Source organism: Nocardioides sp. QY071, assembly GCF_029961765.1.
Taxonomy (GTDB): domain Bacteria; phylum Actinomycetota; class Actinomycetes; order Propionibacteriales; family Nocardioidaceae; genus Nocardioides.
In genome coordinates this window covers 2,067,829-2,086,282 of the sequence record NZ_CP124681.1, presented here as the reverse complement: position 1 = coordinate 2,086,282, position 18,454 = coordinate 2,067,829, and the positions used below count along the sequence as shown (strand labels likewise).

The following is an 18,454-nucleotide window of genomic DNA, read 5'->3' as shown; positions in this document are numbered from 1 at the left end:
CTTTGCAGTCCGTCGTGGCCGTCAGGAGGCGGAGACCTGGTCGTGCCGGTGGTCGGCGAGGTGGCGGGCGGCGCGCAGGGCGATCGCCATGATCGTGGCGGTCGGGTTCACGCCGGTGGACGTCACGAAGTTGCTGCCGTCGAGGACGAAGAGGTTGGGGATGTCGTGCGAGCGGCCCCACTGGTCGACGACGGAGTCGGCTCGGTCCTCGCCCATCCGGGCGCTGCCGAGCAGGTGCCAGCCGCTGTCGCGGACCACCGGCACCACCTCGGTGCTGATCGCACCGGCCGCCTCGTGTGCCTCGACCGCGCGGGCGATGTGGAAGTCGAGCAGCCGCTGGTTGTTCTCGCCGATCCGGTAGTTGATCCGGGCGGCCGGGATCCCGTCGGAGTCGGTGGCGTCGGTGTCGAGCACGACCTCGTTGCTCTCGTCGGGCAGGTCCTCGGTGGTGATCCCCCACTCGAGGGTGCGGCCGAAGGTGCCGCTGAGCCTGTCGTGGAAGCGGCTGCCGAAGCCGTCGCGCCAGTCGGTGCCGGGCTCCCAGAGCACCCGGTTGAGCGGGCCGGGCGTCGGCATCAGGTTCCACTTGCCTCCGCGCACGAAGCCGCGGGACTCGTCGGTCTCGTAGAACTCCAGCGACTGCAGGGCCTGCCCGGCGGGTCCGAGGTGGCTCTCCAGGTCCTCGTCGTAGACGCCGTAGACCGACGCGTAGGGGTGGATCATCAACCGCTTGCCGACCAGGCCGGAGGAGTTGGCGAGGCCGTCGGGGTGGGCGGACGTGGCGGAGTTGAGCAGGATCCTCGGCGTACCGAGGCCGTTGGCGGCCAGGATCGTGATGCCCGCGCGTTGGTGGTGCCAGTGGCCGTCGCGGTCGACGTACTCGGCGCCGGCGACCAGGCCCTTCTCGTCGGTGGTCAGCGAGCGCACCCGGGCGCCGGTGAGGAGAACGGCGCCGGCGGCGATCGCGTCGGGCCAGTAGGTCAGGTCCGCGCTGGCCTTGGCGCCGGCGGGGCAGCCGGACTCGCAGGCGCCGTACCGCTGGCAGGCGGGGCGGTTGCGGAAGGCGCGCGAGGCGATCGCGTTGGGCGCCGGCCACCAGTGCCAGCCGAGCTTGTCCATGCCGCGCGCAGCGCGCAGCCCGGCCTTGCCGATCGGCAGCGGCGGCAGCGGGAAGGTGTGGGCGTCGGGGTACGACGGGTCCCCCTCGAGTCCCGAGGCGCCGATGTGATGGGTGACCTCGTCGTAGAACGGGCGGAGGTCCTCGTAGGTGAACGGCCAGTCCTCCGCGACACCGTCGAGAGTCTTGACGCGGAAGTCCGACGGGAGGGCGCGGACCCAGTGACCGGAGTAGAGGATGCTGCTGCCGCCGACGCCGTTGAACATGAGCGGCTCGAGCGGGCTGTTCTCGGCGTTGACGGGGTAGTCGGCGTCGTTGCCCCGCGTGTTGGGACTGGGGTGCCACTGCTTGAGGCGGGCCAGGTCCCACTGCGGCTTGTCGCCGGTGAAGTCGTCGGGGAGGTTCCAGTCGCCCTGCTCGAGGCAGACGACCTTGAACCCGCGCCGGGCCAGCTCGTACGCCGCGACCGCGCCTGACGGTCCGGCACCGACGATCAGGACGTCGGCGTCCTCGACTGCTCCCTGCACGTTCACACTTCCTCTGCGGGTCGGTGGTCGCTTTCCGGTGGGTTCAGACTGCCTGCGACCCAGGTCACAGGTCTGCCCGCGATCCGCCACACTCGGCACGAGAGGTTTCGTGCGATCGCACAACCCCGGGGAGGAGTCGGGAGGTTCAGGAGTGGTGCGCCGGCCCCTTGGCGGGCGCGATCAGCGACTGCGCACGCAGCGCGAGCCAGAGCTCGGCGATGTCGGCGGTCTCGCTGGTGGTGCGGCCGGTGATCTCCTCGACCTTGCGGATCCGGTAGAGCACGGTCTGCCGGTGCACCTGGAGCGCGTCGGCGGTGCGCTGCCAGGAGCGCTGGTGGCCGAGGAAGGCGTCGAGGGTGGCGAGCAGCGGGGTGTCGTGCACCCGCTCGTACTCCAGCAGCGGCCCGAGCACGCGGGAGACCAGCGCCGCGGCGTCGTCGAGTCCCCCGACGCCGATGATCGGGCTGGCGTCGCCGTAGTGGAAGGTGCGTCCCACCGAACCCTCCGCAGCGCGCAGCGCCCAGGCCGCCTCGCGCAGCGCCTCCGGCGCTCGGTCGGGGCTGCCCAGCGGCGCGCTCACGCCGATCAGCGCCTGCGGGCCGAGGTCGGCGCGGAGCACGTCCTGCACCTCGGTCGCCGAGGACGCCAGTACGTAGAGGACCCCGGCGCGGTAGGTGACGACGTGGCCGATCCCGTTGCGCCACAGGGCGATGTGGACGTCGCGAAGCCGGCCGGCGTCGTCGCCGCTGACGGCGTACAGGCGCGCCTTCGCGGGACCGACGCCGATCCCCTTGAGCTGGCGGCCGGCGGCGCGCGCCTCGACCCGGCCCTCGAGCAGCTGGGCCAACAGCTCGGCGCCGATCCGCCGCCGGTGCTCGTTGGCGACCACGCTCTGGGACAGCTCCAGGGCGAGCACCGTCACCGCGTGCTGCATGAGGATCGCGTCGACCGGGCTGCGGCCCTGCGAGACCAGCACCATCAGCGCGCCCTGCTGGGTCGGGATGTCGATCAGCCGCAGGTCGCGCCCGTCGGCGAGGGGCACGACGAGCGCGCCCGCCCGCAGGTCCGCCGTACCGCGCGTGATCTCGTGGAGCGCCTCTGCCAGCACCGGGTCGAACCGCGGGTCCTCGGGGTACCACGGCTCCCCCGACTCGCGGTGGCACACGTGCACCTCGCAGCCGAGGACCTGGGCCAGCGGAACGCGCAGCACCGAGGCGCCGTCGTGGGTGGCGACCATGCGCTGCACGGTCCGGTAGATCTTCTCGGTGCGCACCAGCCGGTCGGACTGCTCGAGCAGGTTGGCCGCGGCGACGGCCTGGGAGATCGCGACGAACGGCATCGGGTACTCCACCGACAGCACGCTCAGCCCGAGGCGCTCGCTGGTGGCGAGCAGCTCGTCGGTGAGCGGTGGGCAGTACATCTTCTCGCCGATCGCGAGCGCGCTGGCGCCGGCCTCGTCGAGCCTCTCGATCAGCTCCTGCTGCTCGGCGCCGCCCGCGGGGAAGGACATCCCGTTGGTGAGCAGCAGCTCGCCGCCGGTCAGCCAGCGCCACGGCTCGGGCAGGTCCGAGCCGTGCGTCCACGAGACCGAGCGACCCACGCCGCCCTTGCCCGAGACCAGGTGCAGCCGCAGGTGCTGCATCTCGAGCAGGTCCGCGACGGTGATCGCCATGGGGCGAGGATAGGGGCTCGGGCCGCCGTCAGCGGTCCTCGATCTCCGGCTGCGGGAAGACCCGCGGGACCAGGTCCAGGCCGCGCACGTGCCGGGCGATCTCGCCGCACGTGGTGACCCACAGGTCCGGCATCGCGGCCATCGTCTCGAGCAGCGACTCCAACGCCCGGATCCGTCCGAGCCGACCGCTGAGGAACGGGTGGATGGTCAGCGTGAAGCAGGACTCGTAGCGGTGGGCCTCGGTCAGCTCGCCGGTCCACATCGACAGTGCCTTGGCCGGGTCCTCGATCACCCCGGGCCCGAACACCTCGGGCACGAACGCGAACTGCTCCCAGTCGTCGAGCGCCCACGAGACCGGGATCTCCACGATCGAGCGGGCGCCCTCCCCCGGCCGCTCGGCCAGCTCGTAGGGCAGGTCGGAGTCCATGAGGCTGGAGTCGTAGAGGAAGCCGCGGTCGAGGAGGATCTCCGCGGTGGCGTACGACGTCTCCCACAGCGGGGCGCGATAGCCGACGGGACGCACGCCGAGCACCTTGTCCAGCGACTCGAGCCCCCGGTCGATGACGGCGGCCTCCTCGTCGTACGACAGCCCGGCCATGGCCTCGTGCATGAACCCGTGGTGGGCGATCTCGTGGCCGGCGTCGCGGATCCGGCGCAGCAGGTCCGGATAGCGCTCGACGGTGTAGCCGGGCGCGAAGAAGGTGGCCCTCAGGTCGAACCGACCGAGCAGGTCCAGCACGCGCGGGACGCCGGTCAGGACGCCGTACGCCTGGTGGCTCATCACCGAGAGCCGGTCCCGGGTGCCGGCGTCGATGGTGAGCGCGACGTCCTCGGAGTCGAGGTCGAAGCCGAGGTTGGCGGCGGCGCGGAAGCCGGCTGGCCAGGCGATCGGGCCGGCCGGGAGGGTGGCGTCGCCCGTCACGCCCGCGCCCTGGTGCTGCCGCCGTTGGCCGAGAGGGTCTGGCCGACGAAGGCCGTCAGGTCGGGGCGGGCGAGCAGCGCGACAGTGGCGGCGATCTCCTCGGGACGACCGATCCGCCCTGCGGGGATCGCCCTGCCGTACTCGGCGCGCATCTGCTCCAGCGTCAGGCCCGCGTCGGCGGCGTCGACCTGCAGCTGCGGGGTGTCGACGATGCCGGGCGCGACCGCGTTGACGGTGATGCCCTCCGGTGCGAGCTCGCGGCCGAGCGACTTGGTCAGGGCGATCAGGCCGGCCTTGGAGGTGGCGTACGCCGTCGCGTTCGGCCAGCCGACGACGCCCCACTCGGAGGTGATGACCACGATGTTGCCGCGGCCCTTGCTCCGCATGCCCGGCAGCACCGACTGGATGCAGCGGTAGGTGCCGGACAGGTTGGTGTCGATGTTGCGCCACCAGTCGTCGAGCGGCTGGTCGAGGAGCGGGCTCATCGACATGTACGCCGCGTTGCAGACCAGCACGTCGACCGGGCCGTGCTCCCGCTCGACCTGGGCGAGCGCCGTACGCACGGAGGTCGGCTCGGCCATGTCGGCCACCACCGGGAAGCCACCGGTGAGCGCGACGACCTCGCGCATCTGCTCGGACTCGGCGCGGCCGTTGACGCCGACCGTGGCGCCCTCGGCGGCCAGACGCAGCGCGATGGCGCGCCCGATGCCCTGGGTGGCGCCGGTGACGACCGCGACGCGTCCGTCCTGGCGGCGCGGGGGCTGGACGTCGCTCATCAGATCACCGCTCCCATGTTGGGCGAGACGACCTCGCCGAAGCAGAACCCGCCCTCGTCGACGAGGAACTGCACCGCTTGCGCGATGTCCTCGGGCAGGCCGAGTGCGCGGGCGGGCAGTGAGGCGAGGTACTCGGGCGTGCGCTGCGGCGCGGGCAGCAGCGGGGTGTCGGTCGGGCCGGGGGCCACCGCGTTCACGCGGACGCCGTGCCCGGCGACCTCGGCGCCGAGGCTGCGGACGAAGCCGAGGATCGCGCCCTTCGCCGCGGAGTAGTGCGCCTCGCTCTCGGTGCCGCCGATGCCGAGCTCGGAGGAGATCGCGACGATCGCGCCCTCGCCTCGCTCGATCATGCCGGGCAGCACCTCGCGCACCGGGTTGAGCAGGCCGCCGACATGGACGCGCATCATCCGCGCCCAGCGGTCCTCGGTGATCTCGGCGAACGGCACCAGCTCGTAGTGGCCGGCGGCCGTGACGAGGGCGCCGATCGCGCCGACCTCGGCCTGCAGCCGGGCGAGCGCGGCCCGGACGGCGTGCGGGTCCGCGACGTCGCAGACGACCGTGTGCTCGAGGTGGTCGGCCCGCCGCATGTCCATGCCGCACACGGTCCAGCCCGTCTCCTCCAGCGCGCGGCACACGGCCGCACCGATGCCGGAGGCGGCGCCGGTGACGACGGCGACCCGAGGTGTCCCTGGTTCCACGCCGCCATCATGGCGAGGTGAACGCGCCCCCGGCAGCCCGCGGCGGGCAACAGATCAGCCGGGCGGGTTCATACATCCGCACAAACACCCCGGCATCGTTCACGCCGGCGCCGCAGCGTCCGACTCGGCCAGGTTGATCTCGACCATCAGCTCGTCGGCGATCGACTCGAGCGTGGCGCGCAGGTCCTCGACCCGGGTGCCCTGTGGCGCCTCGAGCACCGCGCGTGCCTCGAAGAGGTGACCACCGGCCATCGGTGCGTCGCGGACGTCGGTGACCAGGTCGCGGATGCTCACCCGCTCGCGGGCCAGCGCCGCGGAGATCTCGGCGACGATGCCGGGACGGTCGGCGCCGAGCAGGTCGAGGTCGACCAGCAGCGCGGGCGCGTCCGTCGCGCCGTCCGTGCGGGCCAAGGTGACCTGCAGCCCGACGCCCTCCAGCCCGGCCAGGTCGGCGACGAGCTCGTCGGCACGGGCGTCGGGGACCTCCAGCAGCAGGATCCCGGCGAACTTGCCGGCCAGCCGCGCCATCTGGCTGCGGTTCCAGCTCGCACCGTGGGCGTGCAGCTGCGCCGAGAGGTCGGAGACGAGCCCGGGGCGGTCGTCGCCGATGCAGGTGAGTGTGAAGGTGGCCATGGGTCAGGCTAGGCCGTGGAGGTGCCGGGCGGCACCCCCGCGAAACGTAGGCTCTCAGAGGAAGCGTCAGCAGCAACGTGAGCAGCGAGGAGTCGTCGTGCCAAGTGGTCGTTCCCGCACGGTCCTGCCGAAGCCGGGCCTGGCCGCCCTGAGCGCCACCGTCGCCACCGGCGTGCTCGGCGCCCTGGCCACCGCACCCGAGCGGATGAACCGCGCGCTGCGCCGGCGCTACCCGACCGTCGCCGTGACGGGCATGACCGGCGTGGGCAAGTCCCAGCTGGCCGACCGGCTCGCCCGCCGCAGCCCGGCCGCCGGTGCGGCGGAGGTGGGCTCCGCGGTGATGGAGCGTCGTACCCGACGCTCGCGTCGCCTCCACGGCTTCCGCTTCCTCGTCGTGCCGGGCGACAACGCCGCGACCCGCCTCGGTGCGCTCGACGAGGTGTTCCACGACGAGCCGGTCGACGGTGTGATCCACGTGGTCGCCAACGGCTACGCGACGCCCCGCCGCGCCGCAGGTACGACGGGCAGCGCCACCGCGACGCGCGAGGAGCAGCTGGCCGCCGAGCTCGAGGACTGGACCATCACCGCGCACCGGATCGCGTCGATGGCCGTGCGCCGGGACCGGCCGGTCTGGCTGGTCATCGCGGTCACCAAGGCCGACCTGTTCGCCGACGACCTCGACGAGGTCGTCCGGCGCTACTCCCCCGGCAGTGGCTCGCCGTTCGGCGACAAGGTCGACGAGCTGCGGGCGCTGGCCGGCGGCGCGCGCCTCTCGGTCGACGTACTGCCGGTGTCGAGCCTCGGGGACGGCGACGGCCTGTCGGCCAAGCAGGCGAACGCGATGGTCGACCGGCTCGCCACCCGGCTGGCACAGCTCAGCGGCCACGTCTGAGCCGGGCGCCTCGACGACCTAGTGGCAGGGCGCGCCCTCGCAGCACGGACGGATGTAGCCGCAACCGTCGCATCGCTCGTGGGAGGTCTCCCAGCGCATCAGGGTGCCGCAGCTGGGACAGGGTTCGGTCAGGTCGGCCACGTCCCCGAGGGTAGGACAGCGGCGGCCTAGGCTGCGGGACGTGGCCGAGGTGGCGGAGGTGGCGGAGGGCGAGGCGTACGACGTGTACGCCTTCGACGTGTTCACAAGCCGCCACGACGATGTGCAGGCCGGCCGGGTCGCGCAGGTACGCAGCCGGGTGCTGGTGTCGCGTGCGGAGTTCCCGCGGTTCGCCGACGCCTACGAGGTCGCGGCCAACCTGGCGACCGCGGTGCACGGCGGGATGCCGACGGCGGTGCTGCCGCGCTGGTAGCGCCAGAGACGGACAAGGCCCCCGGCACCGAAGTGCCGGGGGCCTTGCGAAGCGTCAGACGACGTGCGTCAGATCGCGCGGACGTTCTCCGCCTGCGGGCCCTTCGGGCCCTGGGTGACGTCGAACTCGACCTGCTGGTTCTCGTCGAGCGACTTGTAGCCCGAGCCCTGGATGGCCGAGAAGTGGACGAAGACGTCCGGGGTGCCGTCGGCCGGGGCGATGAAGCCGAAGCCCTTCTCGCTGTTGAACCACTTGACGGTGCCCTGAGCCATGATTTCTCCTTGGTTTTCGAGTTCCGGACCGGCGACGTGCCGGGGCCGTTGGTGCTGAAGACATCCCTTGCCTGATGCCCAGCTGAACCGAAGACCAAGAGCGACAAGATGTTCTGCCCCCACCGAGAGAGCAGGAGCGCTCCTTGCGGAGCACTCTTCAACGGCCACCAGCGTAGCAGTGCGGAGGCGGTGGATGTCGATCGGCGCGCATACAATCGGCATACAGCCGGTGACCGGCTGCCGGACGAGGGAGCCGTACCCGGAGCGCGACAAGACGGCCACGAAGGATGTGGCGGTCATGGCGTGGTTGGTACTGGTGCTCTCCGGGGTCCTCGAGGCGGCCTGGGCGACGGCCCTGTCGCGGTCCGAGGGGTTCAGCAGGCTGGTTCCGTCGGTGGTCTTCTTCGTGACCCTGACGGCCAGCATGGCCGGCCTGGCGTACGCGATGCGCAGCCTGCCGGTCGGGACGGCGTACGCCGTCTGGGTCGGTATCGGCGCGGCACTGACGGTGGTGATCGCGATGGCCGCTGGCGAGGAGCCGGTGAGCCTGCTGCGGATCCTGTTGCTGCTCGGGCTGGTCGGGTGCGTGATCGGGCTCAAGCTGGCGCACTGACCTCGCCGGCTGCCGGGTACCGGTCGGTCATGGCCGTCTACCTCGCGTGGTCCCCGTCAGCCGTGCCGCACGACGTGCTCGGCCCGTGGTCCGAGGTGCGCGCGATCGGCGACGGCCTGGCCCTCGTCGAGAGCGACGCCGGCCTGTCGCGGGTCTACCACGAGCTGAAGTGGGCGCTGCCCGAGGGAACCGCGCTGTTCGTCGCTCCCCTGCCGGAGCGCCCGAAGCTCAAGGGCCTACCGGCCGGGACGACCACCTGGTTGCGGGACCGGATCGCCGGCCCCGACCAGTGACCAGCTCGCCAGCACCCGGCAGTCGCGCTCGGCGTACCGGTGCAGCTCGAGGCGTTCCGCCCGGGCACGGACAGGGAGGGTCGTGGCGAGGTCGGCGGTCACCGACGCGACCGACACGCCGGGTCCGAGGCGGTCCAGCGTGAGGTGCGGTACGACGTCCGCGAACTCCCCCGCGTACGGCGGGCAGTCCGGGAACGCCTCCCACAGCCGTGCCGTCAGCGCGGCGAACGGCGCCACGGGCGACGGCACGGCGTGGACGATCCCGTCGGGGAAGGCCGTGACCTCGTCGAGGACGAGGTCGAAGGCCGGCGTGGTGCGGGCGATTCGGGCCACCCGGGCGAGGTCGGCGTCGGTCGGCGCGGGCCGGAACGGCGCCAGTGCGGTGATGTGGGCGTGGGTGAACGCCGGGTCACGGGACACCCAGGCGGCGTCGTAGTGCTCCCATCGGCCGCGGATGTAGTCCTCCAGCGCGGGTACCGGGACGACGAGCACGGTGTGGGCCACGGCCGGACACTAGCCCCGGCTCCACCGTGCTGTTCTCGCCACTGGCTCGTTGGAGCCGTGGCGACACACTCGGAACGCGTCACTGGGGGGAACCATGACCGCGAACACGCCTGACCTGCAGGACACCGACGAGCACGAATGGTCGGGCATCGTGCTCGTCCTCGCGCTCCTCGCGCTGGCCGGAGTGCTGGTGATGCTCTTCACCTGAGCAGCGGCTCCGCCGAGCGGAGCCCGGCGGTAGCGTTCGGCACCATGAGCGCTCTCGCCGCACCCGACCCAGACGTCCGCTCGGCCGCAGCCGAGCGCCTCGCCGGCCTGGCCACCCCGGCCGGTGCGCTGGGCCGGTTGGGCGACCTCGGGGTGTGGCTCGCGGCGGTCCAGGGCGTCGTACCCCCTCGTCCGCTGGACGACGTGCGGCTGGTGATCTTCGCCGGCGACCACGGCGTCGCGCAGCACGGAGTCTCGGCCTACCCGCCGGCGATCACGCCGGCCATGGTGCGCACCTTCGTGATGGGCAAGGCCGGTGTCTCGGCGCTCGCGGCCGCGCACGGCGTCCACGTCCGGGTCCTCGACCTGGGCGTCGACGACGACCTCGAGGGCGTGCCGGCCGAGGTCCGGGCGCACAAGGTACGGCGCAGCAGCGGCGCGATCCACGTCGAGGACGCCCTCTCCGCCGACGAGGCCGCCCGAGCCTTCGCGGCCGGCCGCACCGTCGCCGGCGAGGAGATCGCCGCGGGGGCGCAGCTCCTGCTGTCCGGCGACATGGGCATCGGCAACACCACCCCGGCCGCCGCCATGGTCGCGGCCGCGCTGGGCCTGCCCGCCGTCGAGGTCACCGGCCGCGGCACCGGCGTCGACGACGCCGCGCTCACCCACAAGCAGGTCGTCGTCCAGCAGGCGCTCGACCGCGCCGGGCACCGGGCCGACAGCGAGACGGGCGACCCGCTGGACGCGCTCGCCGCCCTGAGCAGCGCCGACCTGGTCGCGACGGTCGGCTACCTCGTGGAGGCGGCCGAGCGCGGCGTACCCGTCCTGCTCGACGGCCTGATGTCCGTCGCCTGCGCGCTGTACGCCGACCGGATCGCGCCCGGCGCGGCCGCCTGGTTCGCCGCCGGACACCGCTCGACCGAACCCGCCCAGGCCCTCGCGCTGGAGAAGCTCGGCCTGGAGCCGGTGCTCGACCTCGGGCTGCGCCTGGGCGAGGGCTCGGGCGCGGTGGCCGCCGTCCCCGTGCTCCGCTCGGCGGTCGCACTGCTGCGCGACGTCGCGCTGCTCGCCGACCTGATGCCGCCCGCCCCCGAGGGCCGGTGAGCGTCGCCGTCGTCGGCCGCAGCCTGCGGCTGTCGATCGGGATGCTGACCGCGCTGCGGGTGCCCGCGGTGCTGAAGGTCTCCCCCGGCGTCGCGACCGGGGCGCTGCTGCTCGCCCCGCTGGCCGTGCTGCCCCTCGGAGCGGTCGTGGGCCTCGTCGTGTGGGCCGGCGGCCGCCTCGACCTTCCCGCGCTGGCGGTCGCCTTCGCCGCGCTGGCCGCGCTCGCCGTCGGCAGCCGGGCGCTCCACCTCGACGGGCTCTCCGATGTCGCCGACGGGCTCACCTCGTCGTACGACCGGGAGCGGTCGCTGGCCGTCATGAAGAGCGGTACGGCGGGCCCGGCCGGTGTCGCCGCGCTGGTGCTGGTGCTCGGGGCACAGGCCGCGGCCCTGACCACCTTCGTGTCCTTCGGCGGCGAGGTGCGCCCGGCCGTGGTGGCCGGAGCCGCTGTGTGCGCCTCACGGGCCGCGCTCTGGATCAGCGCCTGCACACTGGCGCCCCCCGCCCGCCCGGACGGGCTGGGCGTGACGTTCACACGGCGAGTGCCGGTCCTCCTCTCCTTCGCGGGATGGGCCGGCCTGGCCCTCCTGTCGCTGCTCGTCGACCCGGTCCGCGGCCCGGTGACCGTGGCGGTCGCCTTCGTGGTGGTGGCCTTGCTGACGGCCCACGCCGTGCGCCGGTTCGGTGGAGTGACCGGCGACGTGTTCGGCGCCGGGATCGAGGTGGCTCTGGCCGTGCTCCTGATAGGACTGGCGGGTGCCTGACGACCTGCCGACCCGCCCGCCGCGTGACACCGAGCGGCTCGCCGTCGTGCGTGCCCTGACCGAGGCCCGCACCCACGGCGAGATCACGCGCGACGACCAGGTCGAGCGCACCGACATGGCGCTGCGGGCCGTGTCTCTGGCCGAGCTGGCCGCTCTGGTCGAGGACCTCGACAACCCGCCGACGCTGCCCAAGCCCGCCGCCAGCCGCCGCGGCCTGCTCCTCGGCGCCGTCGGGCTGGTCGCTGCCGGAGCAGTGGGTTTCGCCGCCCTCTCCGGCGCCGACGAGCCGGACGCCGCCGCGCGTCCCTCCCCCGCCAGCAGCACGGCGACGGCGTCTCCGGCCCCGGCCCCGACCCACGCACCGACCCCGGTGCCCACGCCGGAGCCGCCCGCACCCGACATCGACCTGTACACCGTCGCGGGGCTGAAGGTCCTGATCGCGGAGTACCACGAGAAGCTCGGCACCTGGCAGGCCTACGACCTGTCGGTCCTCGACCACGACCAGGCGAGCGCCGACGCGGCGATCCTGCCGATCCGCAAGCGACGCCTCCAGTGGTGGAGCTGGAGTCCCGACGAGCGGTGGAGCACGAACTTCGACCCGATGCAGGTCACCAGCAGCAACGAGCAGGTCGTGGACCTCCGCAAGGTCGACCTGGCGGCCGTGGTCGCCAACATCCCGCGCGCCCGGCGGACCTCGAACGTCGAGGAGCCCGACGCTCTGGGCATCTTCTTCACCCACGACCCCGAGCACGGCGCCGTCGTGCGGTTCCATGTCGGCAACCAGTACAGCGAGGTCGGCACGATGACCACCGACCTGTCCGGCAAGGTGCTGGAGCGGCGCCCGTTCGAGCGGTCCTAGTGTCCCGAACCTGAAGTCCGGTGCGTAAGTCCGCGCTCCAGGTGCGTGCAGCGCAAGGCGGGGTCGCGTGGGCAGACTGGGCGTCTTTCGAGCGATCCCAACGCAGCGATGTGCGTGCCTGGGGCGCGGAATTATGTGGCGGATTTCAGGTTCGGGGCACTAGCGGGCAGCGCCCGGGTCAGAGGCGGAGCACGCGCCCCGCGACGACCAGGTGCACCTCGTCGCACGCCTCGGCCACCCGCTGGTTGATCGTGCCGAGCAGGTCGCGGAACACTCGTGCCGACCGGTGCTCGGGTACGACGCCGAGGCCGACCTCGTTCGTCACGAGCACGACCGGCTGCGGGGTGGCCGTCAGAGCGGCGAGCGTGGCGCCGAGGAGCCGGAGCACGTGTGCCTCGACCTCCTCGACGGGCTCCTCCCACAGCCCGGCGTCGTCGACGACGCCGGTGAGCCAGGTGCCGAGGCAGTCGACGAGGACCGGCTCGCGGGCGGTCTCGAGCACGCCGGCGACATCGCGGGTCTCCTCGGTGGACCAGGTCGGCGGCCGGCGGGCCCGGTGGGCGGCGATGCGCGTGGCCCAGTCGGCGTCGTCGTACACGGGTCCGGCGGCGACGTAGGTGACGCTCGCCGCGTCGGCGAGCAGGGTCTCGGCGTGGCGGGACTTGCCGGACCTCACGCCGCCGGTGACCAGGACCTTCACGGCAGGGTGAACGCGACCTTGCGCGCCGCGAGGTCGGCGGTGGCGAGCGTGACGGACACGTCCTCGCCGAGCGGCAGCGGCTGTGCGGAGGTCACGGGGGCCTCGACCCCGACCTCGGCGAGCACGACGACGCCGGAGGTCGCCTCGTCGTCGCGGACGCTGGTGACGACGCCGTCGAACTGCTGGCCGACCCGGTCGGCGAGCACGGCGGCCTCGATCAGGTCGAGGACGGCCCGCTCGTAGGCGCCGGCCCGGCGGGCGGAGTCCTGCAGGATCTTGGGCAGACCCGGCAGCGCGCTCGCCGCCCAGTCGGGGACGGGGGTCCCGGCGCAGATCGCGAGGCAGACCTCACCGACGTAGCGGTCGCCGAGGCGACGCAGCGGTGCGGTGACGTGGGCGTACTCGGCCGCGATGGCGGAGTGAAGCCTCTGCTCGGGCAGCTCGCCGTCGAAGGCGGCGTAGCCGCTGCCGCGCAGCAGCCGGGTGCACGCGACGATCATCGCCTGGTGCTGGGAGACCGTGGGGTCGAGCGAGCGCACGAAGACGGGGTACTCCATGTCCTGGGGCCACGAGATCCGCAGGCCCTTGGCGACCCGGCGCAGCCGGGCCACGTCGCGCGGGTCGGCGGGCGGCAGGGTGCGCAGCATGCCGACCTTCGCGCCGACCATGAGCGAGGCGGCGGCCATGCCCGTCAGCAGCGAGATCTGCGCGTTCCACTGCTCGACGGGCAGCTGCTCGCGGAACACCAGCTGGAACCCGCCGTCGGCCTCGTCGACCTCCTGCTCGGGCAGCGGCAGCGAGATGCCGCCGCGGTCGACCTCCTGCTGCTCGCGCAGCCTGCCGACCTCGCGGAGCAGCTCGAGCACCTCGCCGGCGGTGCCGTCGTCGAGCGCCTTCTGGGCGTCGACGTAGGACCACCGGGCACGCGAGCGCACCCGCGCGCGCTCGACGCGTACGTCGACCTGCGCACCGGTCGCGTCGAGCCGGATCGTCCACAGCAGCGCCGGGCGGACCTGGTCGGGCAGCAGCGACGCCGCGTCCTCGGACAGCGCGGGCGGGTGCAGCGGGATCCGGGTGCCGGCTCCGTACAGCGTCTCGCCGCGCTTGTTGGCCTCGACGTCCACCGCGTCGCCCGGCTCGACGAAGGCGGCGACGTCGGCGATGGCGTAGTGGACGACGTACCTGTCGTCATGACGCTCGATGTGCAGCGCCTGGTCGAGGTCCATCGAGCCGGCCGGGTCGATGGTGAGGAACGGCAGGTCGGTGCGGTCCTGCTCGGGCAGCACCACGTCGGCCGCGGCCCGCTCCGCGGTGGCCGTCACGTCCGCGGGGAAGTCACCCGGGAGCTCGAGCTCCTTCGCGATCGCGGCGAGACCCGCCTGGATCTCGGGGGAGCTCGCCTTGACCCGGACCACGAGATTGTTCGGCATGTCGGTGACTTTATCGTTGGCCCCGTGCTGATCCTGCTGCCGCCGAGCGAGGGCAAGGCCGTCCCCCGGCGGGGCCGGCCGCTCGACCTCGCCTCGTTGTCCTCCCCTGCACTGACCGACGCGCGCCGCGAGGTGCTCGACGCACTGGTCACGCTGTGCCGTGAGGACCCGGTCAAGGCGGCCGAGGTGCTCGGCCTGTCGGCCGGCCAGGCCGACCTCGTCGAGCGCAACGCCGGCCTGCCGGACGCGCCGACGGCCCGGGCGGACCGGATCTACACCGGTGTCCTGTACGACGCCCTCGACGTCGCGACCCTCTCCGCCGGCGCGAAGCGGCGGGCGACCTCGCGGCTCGCCGTCGCGTCCAGCCTGTTCGGCGTGGTGCGCCTCGGCGACCGGATCCCGTCGTACCGCCTCTCCGGTGACGCCTCCCTGCCCGGCCTCGGCCCGGTGGCCGCGGTGTGGCGCGAGGCCCTGCCGGCCGTGATGACCGAGGCGCTGGGGCGCGGGCTGCTGGTCGACCTGCGCTCGGGGATGTACGCCGGCTTCTGGCGGCCCGGCCCCGACCTCGCCAGGCGCGTGGCGACCGTGCGGGTGCTCCACGAGCACAACGGCGCCCGCAAGGTGGTCAGCCACTTCAACAAGGCCACCAAGGGCCGGATCGTGCGCGCGCTGCTCGAGGACGGCGCCGACCCGCGCACACCGGCCGGGTTCGCCGACGCGCTGCGGGACCTGGGCTGGACGGTCGAGGTGGGCGCCCCCGGCAAGTCCGGCACCCAGCTCGACGTGGTCGTCAGCGAGCTCTGAGGCTCACCAGCGACCGGTGTCGCGCAACGTGCGGCGACCCGGCGCGAGCGCGTTGAAGAACCGCATCGAGCCCTTCTGCTCGCCCGTGCGCGGGTCGGGGTAGAACGCCAGCACCGACACCGCGGCGGGTGCCAGCTCCATCCGGAACAGCGTCTCCAGCGGCGCGTCGAGGGCGTGCGCGACGAGGGTCTTGATCGGTGTGACGTGGCTGACCAGGACGACGGTCCGCCCGGCGTGGGTCTCGAGCAGCCGGGCCAGCCCGGCCAGCACCCGCTCCTGCACGGTGACGAACGACTCGCCGCCCGGCGGCGCGGCCGCCATGTCGGCGAACCACGCGTCCAGCCGCTCGCGGTCGCGTTCGGCGACCTCGGTGAAGCTCAGTCCGTCCCACTCGCCGAACTCCATCTCGGCGAAGGCCGGCTCCTCCTCCACCGCCAACCCCAGCGCAGAGGCGACGATGTCGGCCGTCTCGCGGGTACGCCGTACCGGCGAGGCGACCACGACGTCGACGCTGTCCTTCAGCTCGGTCAGCCACGCGGCGACCTCGGCGGCCTGGGCGCGGCCCTCCTCGGAGAGCGGCGGGTTGTCGCCGCCCAGACCGCCGGAGAAGCGGCGACCGGTGGTGTGCGGGGTGACGCCGTGGCGCACGAGCACGATCGTGGTCGGCTGGCCGGGACCGAAGGACGGTGACTCGGCCTCCTCGATCGCCGACTCGGGCTCGTCCTCGACCTGGTCGCCGGGGACGCTGACGCCCGACCGCTTCCCGTCGAGGGCCTCGTTGGCGAGCCGGTCGGCGTGGGCGTTGCGGGCGCGCGGGACCCAGGTGTACGTCGTACCGGCGGGCGCGAGCTCCCGTGCCTCGGCCGCCAGCACGGCCATGTCGGGGTGCTTGATCTTCCAGCGCCCCGACATCTGCTCGACGACGAGCTTGGAGTCCATCCGCACCTCGACGACCGCCCCCGGCGCGTGCTCCACGGCGAGCGCCAGGCCGGCGACCAGGCCGGAGTACTCCGCGACGTTGTTGGTCGCCACCCCGATCGTGCGGGCGTCCTCCGCCAGGACGGCACCGGTCGCGGCGTCACGCAGCACCGCGCCGTACGCCGCCGGCCCGGGGTTGCCGCGGGACCCGCCGTCCGCCTCGACGACGACCCGCTCGCCGGGCCGAGCGGTCACAGGCCGCTCTCGGACGTGCGGACCAGGATCCGCTGGCACTCCTCGTGGCGCAGCACGGTCTCGGCGGGCGTCGCGCGGATCTCGGCGATCTCGCCGGCGTCGAGGGTCAGCTGGCAGCCGCCGCACTGGCGGGCGCGCAGCGCCCCGACGCCGACGCCGCCCTTGTTGGCGCGGAGCTTCTCGTAGAGGGCGAGCAGGTCCTCGGGGATCTCGGCGACGATCGCGTCGCGCCCGCCCGACACCGACGCGATCTCGGCGTCGAGGGCCGCGACCTTCTCGTCGCGTGCGGTGGTCAGGGTGCCCAGCCTGCCGTCGAGGTCCTCGATGGCGGAGGTGAGCTCGGCGAGCGCGGACTGCGCCTCCTCGAGCTGCTCCATCACCTCGAGCTCCTCGTCCTCGAGCGTCGAGATCCGGCGCTCCAGCGACTCGAGCTCGTGCTGCATCCGCTCCAGCGCCTTGGCGTCGGCGATGGCGCCGGAGTCCATCCGCTCACGGTCGCGGGTGCGCCGGGCCTTGACCTGCTCGACGTCGGCATCGGCCTTGGCCTGGGCGACGGCGAGGTCGTCGACGACGATGCGCTGGTCGCGCAGCCGGCCGTCGACGTCGACCCTCTTGCCGAGCAGGTCCTTGATCTCCGCGGCCTCGGCCGGGTTGTTGCGCTGGTGGCGCAGCTGGTCGACCTGGGAGTCGAGAGCCTGCAGGTCGAGCAGGCGGAGCTGGGCGGCGGGATCGGCGTTCACAGGTGCATTGTCCAAGGATCGGTGCAGATCGCACTCACCCGGGTCTCGACCGCGTCGCCCAGCGCTTCGTGGAGCAGCTGGTCGACGACCGGGAGCCAGGTCCACTCGGCCGCCCAGTGGGCCACGTCGACCAGCGCCGGACCGCCCTTCTCGAGGAACTCCGCGGCCGGGTGGTGGCGCAGGTCGCTGGTCACGTAGACGTCGGCGTCGGACGTCGCGAGCCGGTCGAGCAGGAAGTCGCCGGCGCCCCCGCACACGGCGACCCGCCGTACCGGGCGCTCGGGGTCACCGGCCACCCGGACGCCGTGCTCGGTGGGCGGCAGTGCGGCCGCGACCGCCTCGGCGAAGCCGGCCAGGGTGGTCGGCTCGACGCTGCCGATCCGGCCTGTCCCGACGTCGACCAGCTGCGGGTCGGCGACCTCGACGACGTCGTACGCCGGCTCCTCGTAGGGGTGTGCGCCCAGCATCGCGCGGACGACGTCGGCGCGCCGGTCCCGTGGCAGGACCACCTCGATCCGGACCTCCTCGACGGTCTCCAGCTCGCCGACGGTGCCGATCATGGGGTTCGCACCGTCGAGCGGGCGGAACCGGCCCTCGCCGGGCGCGCTGGTGAAGGAGGCGAAGTCGTAGTCGCCGATCCGGCCGGCCCCGGCCTCGGCGACCGCGGCCCGGACGGGGGCGGCGGCGTCGGCGGGGACGAAGACGGTGAGCTTGTCGAGCGGCTCGCTCGGCGCCGGGACGATCGGGCTGAGGTCCTTGAGGCCGAGCGCGACGGCGAGCGCCTCGGACACGCCGCCGACGGCCTGGTCGGCATTGGTGTGGGCGGTGAGCAGCGCGCAGTCGGCCTTCGCCAGCGTGTGCAGGGTCCGGCCCTTGGGCGTGGTCGCCGCGACGCCGTGGACGCCCTTGAGGAAGAGCGGGTGGTGCACGAGCAGCAGGTCCGCCTTCCACTCCGCGGCCTCCGCCGCGACCTCCGGGGTGGGGTCGACGGCCAGCAGCACCTTCTTCACGGGCTGCTCGGGGTCGCCGTAGACGAGCCCGACGGCGTCCCAGCTGTCGGCGGTCGCGGGCGGGTACCAGCCGTGGACCAGGTCGACGACGTCCTTGAGGGAGGGCATGGCGGTCAGGCTACCGACCGGTTCTTGCTATGGTGCCGGTGCCAGCGAAGGGAACCCGGTGAGAGTCCGGGACTGACGCGCAGCGGTATGGGTGACGGCCGGAGCATTGATGTCACTGGACCCTCCGGGGTCTGGGAAGACGCTCCGAACCGGGCGATCCCGAGTCCGAAGACCTGCTGGCCCTTGCGGCCACCCGTCGCGAGGTCGATGAGGGGCGATCGCGA

At 73.3% G+C, this 18,454-nt stretch carries 21 protein-coding genes and 2 riboswitches; of the genes, 8 read left to right on the top strand and 13 right to left on the bottom strand.

All coding sequences use genetic code 11. The features are described 5' to 3' along the window. Positions 1-21: 21 nt before the first annotated feature. The 6 genes from QI633_RS10035 to QI633_RS10010 form a co-directional block, all read right to left on the bottom strand. Entirely contained in the window at positions 22-1,644 is a 1,623-nt protein-coding gene (locus tag QI633_RS10035; protein ID WP_141799311.1) for a GMC family oxidoreductase, read from the bottom strand. A gap of 145 nt (positions 1,645-1,789) precedes the next feature. Then, complete coding sequence (locus tag QI633_RS10030; protein ID WP_141799312.1) at positions 1,790-3,316, bottom strand: PucR family transcriptional regulator; 1,527 nt, start codon at positions 3,314-3,316, stop codon at positions 1,790-1,792. A gap of 28 nt (positions 3,317-3,344) precedes the next feature. Then, positions 3,345-4,238: a polysaccharide deacetylase gene (locus QI633_RS10025; RefSeq protein WP_282428863.1), complete on the bottom strand. Its 894-nt coding sequence runs from the start codon at positions 4,236-4,238 to the stop codon at positions 3,345-3,347. Then, on the bottom strand, positions 4,235-5,014 hold the full coding sequence (locus QI633_RS10020) for an SDR family oxidoreductase (protein ID WP_282428862.1): 780 nt from the start codon (positions 5,012-5,014) through the stop codon (positions 4,235-4,237). Before QI633_RS10020 ends, QI633_RS10025 begins: the two co-directional genes overlap by 4 nt. Continuing rightward, complete coding sequence (locus tag QI633_RS10015) at positions 5,014-5,712, bottom strand: SDR family oxidoreductase (protein WP_141799315.1); 699 nt, start codon at positions 5,710-5,712, stop codon at positions 5,014-5,016. The genes QI633_RS10020 and QI633_RS10015 overlap by 1 nt, the downstream gene beginning before the upstream one ends. 99 nt (positions 5,713-5,811) lie before the next feature. Then, positions 5,812-6,345, bottom strand: coding sequence for an ACT domain-containing protein (locus tag QI633_RS10010; RefSeq protein ID WP_141799316.1), 534 nt, complete (start codon positions 6,343-6,345; stop codon positions 5,812-5,814). 97 nt (positions 6,346-6,442) lie between these two features. Between QI633_RS10010 and QI633_RS10005 the strand changes: the two genes are divergently transcribed. Next, complete coding sequence (locus QI633_RS10005) at positions 6,443-7,237, top strand: hypothetical protein (RefSeq protein ID WP_222117861.1); 795 nt, start codon at positions 6,443-6,445, stop codon at positions 7,235-7,237. A gap of 181 nt (positions 7,238-7,418) precedes the next feature. Beyond that, the gene (locus QI633_RS10000; RefSeq protein ID WP_141799317.1) at positions 7,419-7,649 is read left to right on the top strand and encodes a hypothetical protein; all 231 of its coding nucleotides are present in this window, start codon (positions 7,419-7,421) and stop codon (positions 7,647-7,649) included. 68 nt (positions 7,650-7,717) lie between these two features. On the opposite strand, the gene QI633_RS09995 is transcribed toward QI633_RS10000, so the two are convergent. Continuing rightward, positions 7,718-7,921, bottom strand: coding sequence for a cold-shock protein (locus QI633_RS09995; RefSeq protein ID WP_141799318.1), 204 nt, complete (start codon positions 7,919-7,921; stop codon positions 7,718-7,720). Between the two features lie 220 nt (positions 7,922-8,141). Continuing rightward, positions 8,142-8,206: riboswitch (guanidine-III (ykkC-III) riboswitch) on the top strand. Positions 8,207-8,219: 13 nt separating this feature from the next. Here QI633_RS09995 and QI633_RS09990 point away from each other — a divergent pair. Together QI633_RS09990 and QI633_RS09985 are read left to right on the top strand one after the other, a co-directional pair. Beyond that, positions 8,220-8,534, top strand: a complete 315-nt coding sequence (locus QI633_RS09990) for a multidrug efflux SMR transporter (protein ID WP_141799319.1) — start codon at positions 8,220-8,222, stop codon at positions 8,532-8,534. 29 nt (positions 8,535-8,563) lie between these two features. Beyond that, positions 8,564-8,827 carry a hypothetical protein gene (locus QI633_RS09985; protein WP_141799320.1) on the top strand — a complete coding sequence of 88 codons (264 nt, stop codon included), beginning with the start codon at positions 8,564-8,566 and terminating at the stop codon, positions 8,825-8,827. On the opposite strand, the gene QI633_RS09980 is transcribed toward QI633_RS09985, so the two are convergent. After that, the gene (locus tag QI633_RS09980; RefSeq protein ID WP_141799321.1) at positions 8,771-9,331 is read right to left on the bottom strand and encodes a 2'-5' RNA ligase family protein; all 561 of its coding nucleotides are present in this window, start codon (positions 9,329-9,331) and stop codon (positions 8,771-8,773) included. The genes QI633_RS09985 and QI633_RS09980 overlap by 57 nt on opposite strands. A gap of 252 nt (positions 9,332-9,583) precedes the next feature. On the opposite strand from QI633_RS09980, the gene cobT reads away from it, so the two are divergent. Genes cobT through QI633_RS09965 form a run of 3 tightly spaced genes read left to right on the top strand, consistent with a single transcriptional unit; the run spans position 9,584 to position 12,265 of the window. Beyond that, positions 9,584-10,642, top strand: coding sequence for a nicotinate-nucleotide--dimethylbenzimidazole phosphoribosyltransferase (gene cobT, locus QI633_RS09975; protein WP_141799322.1), 1,059 nt, complete (start codon positions 9,584-9,586; stop codon positions 10,640-10,642). Beyond that, on the top strand, positions 10,639-11,406 hold the full coding sequence (locus tag QI633_RS09970) for an adenosylcobinamide-GDP ribazoletransferase (RefSeq protein ID WP_282428861.1): 768 nt from the start codon (positions 10,639-10,641) through the stop codon (positions 11,404-11,406). The genes cobT and QI633_RS09970 overlap by 4 nt, the downstream gene beginning before the upstream one ends. After that, positions 11,399-12,265, top strand: coding sequence for a DUF1707 domain-containing protein (locus tag QI633_RS09965; protein WP_282428860.1), 867 nt, complete (start codon positions 11,399-11,401; stop codon positions 12,263-12,265). Before QI633_RS09970 ends, QI633_RS09965 begins: the two co-directional genes overlap by 8 nt. A gap of 178 nt (positions 12,266-12,443) precedes the next feature. Here QI633_RS09965 and cobU read toward each other — a convergent pair whose 3' ends face one another. Further along, positions 12,444-12,965, bottom strand: coding sequence for a bifunctional adenosylcobinamide kinase/adenosylcobinamide-phosphate guanylyltransferase (cobU, locus tag QI633_RS09960; protein ID WP_282428859.1), 522 nt, complete (start codon positions 12,963-12,965; stop codon positions 12,444-12,446). Then, positions 12,962-14,395, bottom strand: a complete 1,434-nt coding sequence (locus QI633_RS09955) for an RNB domain-containing ribonuclease (protein ID WP_282428858.1) — start codon at positions 14,393-14,395, stop codon at positions 12,962-12,964. The genes cobU and QI633_RS09955 overlap by 4 nt, the downstream gene beginning before the upstream one ends. Positions 14,396-14,419: 24 nt before the next feature. Between QI633_RS09955 and yaaA the strand changes: the two genes are divergently transcribed. After that, on the top strand, positions 14,420-15,199 hold the full coding sequence (gene yaaA / locus QI633_RS09950; RefSeq protein ID WP_141799326.1) for a peroxide stress protein YaaA: 780 nt from the start codon (positions 14,420-14,422) through the stop codon (positions 15,197-15,199). Between the two features lie 3 nt (positions 15,200-15,202). On the opposite strand, the gene QI633_RS09945 is transcribed toward yaaA, so the two are convergent. From QI633_RS09945 to QI633_RS09935, 3 genes are read right to left on the bottom strand one after another with little or no spacing between them, the layout of a single operon-like run. After that, positions 15,203-16,372, bottom strand: a complete 1,170-nt coding sequence (locus QI633_RS09945; RefSeq protein ID WP_282428857.1) for a bifunctional RNase H/acid phosphatase — start codon at positions 16,370-16,372, stop codon at positions 15,203-15,205. After that, a complete protein-coding gene (locus QI633_RS09940) occupies positions 16,369-17,112 on the bottom strand; it encodes a C4-type zinc ribbon domain-containing protein (protein WP_260806069.1) in 744 nt (247 codons plus the stop codon). Before QI633_RS09940 ends, QI633_RS09945 begins: the two co-directional genes overlap by 4 nt. Next, positions 17,109-18,230 carry a Nif3-like dinuclear metal center hexameric protein gene (locus tag QI633_RS09935; protein ID WP_141799328.1) on the bottom strand — a complete coding sequence of 374 codons (1,122 nt, stop codon included), beginning with the start codon at positions 18,228-18,230 and terminating at the stop codon, positions 17,109-17,111. Before QI633_RS09935 ends, QI633_RS09940 begins: the two co-directional genes overlap by 4 nt. A gap of 19 nt (positions 18,231-18,249) precedes the next feature. Continuing rightward, a riboswitch (cobalamin riboswitch) is annotated at positions 18,250-18,426 on the top strand. Positions 18,427-18,454: the final 28 nt, after the last annotated feature.